This window comes from Phenylobacterium sp. (genome assembly GCF_016793285.1).
Taxonomy (GTDB): domain Bacteria; phylum Pseudomonadota; class Alphaproteobacteria; order Caulobacterales; family Caulobacteraceae; genus Phenylobacterium.
Map to the genome: position 1 here is coordinate 1 of NZ_JAEUMO010000160.1, position 4403 is coordinate 4403.

4 protein-coding genes and 1 pseudogene are annotated in these 4403 nt (G+C 69.3%); 2 read left to right on the top strand and 3 right to left on the bottom strand.

The window, feature by feature from the left end:
- Window positions 1-258, top strand: a pseudogene (locus JNL41_RS14610) (DUF6265 family protein); the annotation flags it as partial.
- 93 nt (window positions 259-351) lie between these two features.
- Entirely contained in the window at window positions 352-1254 is a 903-nt protein-coding gene (locus JNL41_RS14615) for an SDR family NAD(P)-dependent oxidoreductase (RefSeq protein ID WP_293476133.1), read from the top strand.
- Here the strand turns inward: JNL41_RS14615 and JNL41_RS14620 are convergent.
- The 3 genes from JNL41_RS14620 to JNL41_RS14630 form a co-directional block, all read right to left on the bottom strand.
- Complete coding sequence (locus JNL41_RS14620; RefSeq protein WP_293476135.1) at window positions 1251-1835, bottom strand: GNAT family protein; 585 nt, start codon at window positions 1833-1835, stop codon at window positions 1251-1253. The genes JNL41_RS14615 and JNL41_RS14620 overlap by 4 nt on opposite strands.
- A 278-nt stretch (window positions 1836-2113) precedes the next feature.
- On the bottom strand, window positions 2114-2863 hold the full coding sequence (locus tag JNL41_RS14625; RefSeq protein ID WP_293476137.1) for a sulfite exporter TauE/SafE family protein: 750 nt from the start codon (window positions 2861-2863) through the stop codon (window positions 2114-2116).
- Window positions 2864-3269: 406 nt separating this feature from the next.
- On the bottom strand, window positions 3270-4403 hold a 1134-nt coding region (locus tag JNL41_RS14630; protein ID WP_293476138.1), incomplete at its 5' end, for a tannase/feruloyl esterase family alpha/beta hydrolase.

Below are 4403 nucleotides of genomic sequence, written 5' to 3' on the forward strand. Positions count from 1 at the left end.
CTCGAACGCACGACGATCACCGCAGAGCCCGCGGGCATCACCTTCACGGCCATCCTGCCGGGCCAGCCGCCGACACCGTTCGTCCTGCGGCCGGGGAAGGAGAAGGAGGCTGTCTTCGAAAACAAGGCCCACGACTTCCCCCAGCGCGTCATCTACCGCCGCTGCGGCGCCGACCTCTGCGCGCGCGTCGAAGGCACGATCCGCGGCAAGTTCGAATTCCAGGAGTGGCGCTACCGCTTCGTTCGGCTCTTTCCGTAGCCACCGCCACGGAAGTTCTCCCCAGGAGGCGCTTGCACTCCCCTCCCCGCGAGTCCGATGATGCTTCCAAACAGCGGTATGGAGGAAGACGTCATGGCGGGACTGCTCGAGGGCAAGGTTGCGATCGTCACGGGCGCCGGCAACGGGCTGGGCGAAGCTTATGCGAAGCTGTTCGCGAAGGAGGGCGCGGCGGTGGTCGTCAACGACCTGGGCGGCGCGCGCGACGGCTCGGGCGCCGACAAGTCGGCGGCGCAGAAGGTGGTCGACGCGATCGAGGCGGCGGGCGGCCGCGCGATCGCGAACGGCGACGACGTCTCCACCCTGGCCGGCGGCGAGAACATCCTGAAGACCGCGCTCGACACCTTCGGCCGCTGCGACATCCTCGTCTGCAACGCCGGCATCCTGCGCGACAAGACCTTCGCCAACACGTCCGAGGCCGACTGGGACGCGGTGATCAAGGTTCACCTGCGCGGGACCTACAACTGCGCGCTCCCGGTATGGAAACACATGAAGGACAACGGCGGCGGGTCGATGGTGCTTACCTCGTCCACCTCGGGCCTCTACGGCAACTTCGGCCAGACCAACTACGGCGCGGCCAAGGCCGGCATCTACGGCATGGTGCGCGTGATGGCGATCGAGGGGCGCAAGTACAACATCCGCGTGATGGGCCTGGCGCCCGGCGCGTACACCCGGATGACCAGCGACCTCCCCGGCCGCAAGGACCGCGAGCCCGACCCGCTCTCGCTGCCCGAGAACGTGGCGCCGGGCGTGCTGTTCATGGTCTCGGACCTGGCCGCCGACCACTCGGGCAAGATCCTCGGCGTCTCGTCGCGCGGCGTGCGCGAGATCAAGATGATGGAGACCGAGGGCTTCGAGCCCGGCCGGCCCTACACCGCCGAGGAGGTGGCGAAGAACGCCGACAAGGTCTTCTTCCCCACGCCGGAGTCGCGTCGCGTGGAGTCTGTGCGGATGGTCCAGCCGAAGGCGCCCGCCTAGGAGAAAGCCGCCAGCCGCGCGTCGAGGCGGTCGCGGACCGCTGGCCACTCGTCGTCGGTGATCGAGAAGACGACAGTGTCGCGTATGCGGCCGGTCCAGCAGCGGCGGTGCTTGCGCAGGATGCCCTCCTGCGTGGCGCCCAGCTTCAGGACCGCCGCGCGGCTGCGGGCGTTGATCGCGTCCACACAGTACTGCACGCGCATGGCGCCGCTATCGAAGGCGTGGGCCATCAGCAGGCGCTTGCACGACGGGTTCACCGCGCCGCCACGGACGCCCGGGTCGTAGTAGGTGCCGCCGACTTCCACGGCGCCGTGGAGGCGGTCGATAGCCATCAGGGTGGTCATGCCGCGGCAGACGCCGTCGACCACCACCGCGAACGGGATAGTGACGCCGGTCCCGGCCTCGTGCAGCAGCCGCGCCCAGTGAACGTCGAACCCCTCGCCCAGCATGCTGAACGGGTAGAGCTCGTTCCAGGTCGCGGGGTCGGCGTCGCAGGCGGCGCGCAGGTCCTTCTTGTGGACCTCCGCGAAGGGCTCCAGCCGCACATGGCGGTTCTCCAGCACCGGGGTGTCGAGCTTCATTGCGGCGGCTCCTTTGATCGGAACGTCGCCTTAGCGTCGGATCGGTCTGCCCGAAATGACCAATTGGCCGAGATTGTGCAGACCACTTCCGCCGAACGGCCAAGCTTTTTCGATGACTGCGCAAAAAGTCGGCGGCGCCGGCCTTGCGACGCCGAGACGCCGACATATCTGAAGCGTGCCCATTCCTGGGCGTTTCCTCCCTAAGACTTCAGGCCGGGCTCTGCGCCCGGCCTGCTTTTATCTGAGGGGGCCGCGACGGCCGCCCCGCGGGGGGCGGATCAGCTCAGCATCAGTTGGGCGGCCTGGATCAGGTAGCTCACGCCCACGGCCGTGACGATCCAGCGGGTCCAGCGCTTGAAGTTCACGTCGCTCATCCGGTCCAGGATCATGCCGCCGCAGGCGGTGCCCAGCATCGAGAGCGGGATGGCGAGCGCGAACACCCACCACGGCGGGATGCCGACGTTCGCGCCCGTCACCAGCGGCGCGCCGTAGACCAGGATCTTGGCCAGGTGGGCGAACACCTGGGTCGCGGCCTTGGTGGCGACGATGGCGTGGCGGGTGAGTTCGGTGCGCACGAAGAAGATGTCGAGCAGCGGCCCGGCGACGCCAGCGGTGAGGTTCAGGCCGGTGACGGTGAGGCCCGAGACGAACGCCTGCGGGGGCTTGGCCGCATCCAGGTTGATCCAGTTCTGCGGAAGCCAGGTCAGGAACGGCACCAGTCCCAGGAGCAGGAAGAGCAGCGGCTTCGAGGGCACGAAGCTGAGGGCGTAGGCGCCGGCCATCGCGACGAACGAGGCCGCCGCGTACCAGCCGACGATGTCCCAGCGGACGTGCCTACGATGCAGGATGGCTCGCCAGCCGTTGGCGACGAGCTGAAGGATGCCGTGAGTGACGAAGGCCGCCTGCACCGGCAGGACGAAGGCCAGCGCCCCCATCAGCACCAGGCCGCCCGCCATCCCGAACACGCCCGAGAGCGTGGCCGTGACGAAGGCCATGGCGACCACGAAGGCCGCGGAAATCAGAGACATGGTAGTCCTCCGGAGTTGCGATGGGCTCCGGAGGACGGGCACAGGCCGCCTCCGATCGCTCATCGGCTGCGCGTCGCGCGCGGGACGGAAGGGGCGCTGCCAGCCTGTCGAGGCGAGCGCCGGATGGGCCATGGCCGCAGCCAGGCGAGGTATGGCGGTTTGCAGCTTGCAAAGCGGCGTTTGCTTAAACTGAAGCCTCCGCGAGCGCCACTGTGGCCGGATGAAGCGGCTGACCAAGCGTCAGCACCGCTTCCCCTCCCGAGCTCGTCATCCCGCGGCTTGTCCGCGCGATCCATGAACATCGGCGAGCGCAGCGATCTGCGGCATGGCCGCCGCGATCCATCCGGCGACGCCAGCGCGTACGGGTCCCGCGGACAGGCCGCGGGATGACGTTCCTAGATTTGAATCACCGCTTCACCGGACAGGCCCACGCGCCCGTCCCGTCCTTCCGCGCCACCGCCGGGTAGGGGCAGAGAAGCTGGCTCGCGCCGGTGGCGCCGCCGGTGGCGGTGGTGGCGGTGAGGCTCGCGGGCGCACGCTTCTCGGTCACCCAGGCGTCCAGGGTCGAGAGCCAGTCGACTGTGCCGGGCCCCGCGCCGCCGCCGCAGTGGAGCATGCCGGGCACCATGTAGAGGCGGTAGAAGCCGCGGGTGTCGCCCATCGTGCGCTGGACGTCCTCGTAGTAGACGATCGAGGAGCGGGCCGGGATCGCGGGGTCGTTCCACCCGTGGTACTGGATCAGCTTGCCGCCGCGCTTGCGGAAGGCCGTGAGGTCCGGGCTCGCGCTGTCGATGATCGGGCTCATCTTCGCCTTGGCGCGGTCGAACTGCGCGCCCAGGTCCAGCTTCAGGAAGTCGAACGACGGGTCCTGGAAGGCGAAGTACTTGAAGGCGTTGGATCCGAACTGATAGCCGGCCGCCCGGCTGTTCTGCGCCTGATCTGGCCCGGTGATCCACGCGTCCCACGACCCGTTCAGGGCCTCGGCGCCCGGCGAGATCCCCGGCATGGCGATGCGCCCGTTCCGCGGGTCCTTGCGTCCTGCGTAGATCGCCCGCGCCGCACCGACCTGCGCCGGCGACAGGCACCCCTCCGCCTGGCCTGGCCTGCACTGGAGCACGCCCGGATCGAAGCGGCAGGCGGCCTGGTCGCGGACGAAGGTCTCGCCGCCGCAGTCCTCGAGCGCGCGGGCCTGCAAGAGGCCGAGCGCGGCCTTGTCGAGGTAGGCGCCGGGCCGGGCCAGCGCCTGCTGCTGACCCGCCGCATTGCCGAACAGCAGGCTCATGTAGTTGGCCGGCGCGCCGGCGACGATGCCGTCGAAGTCGGCGGGGTAGCGCTGGGCCTCCATCAGCGCCTCGCGGCCGCCGTCGGAACAACCCATGAAGTACGATTGCGTCGGCCCGCCGGCCTTCTGGAGCTTCACCAGCGCCTTGCCGACGTCGGTGGTCTCCTTCAGCGAGCGATGGCCGAAGTCGACGATCTTCTCGGGATGGCCCAGCGCCCAGGCGGCCGAGGTGCCGATCGCGCGGTGGCCGTTGTCGGT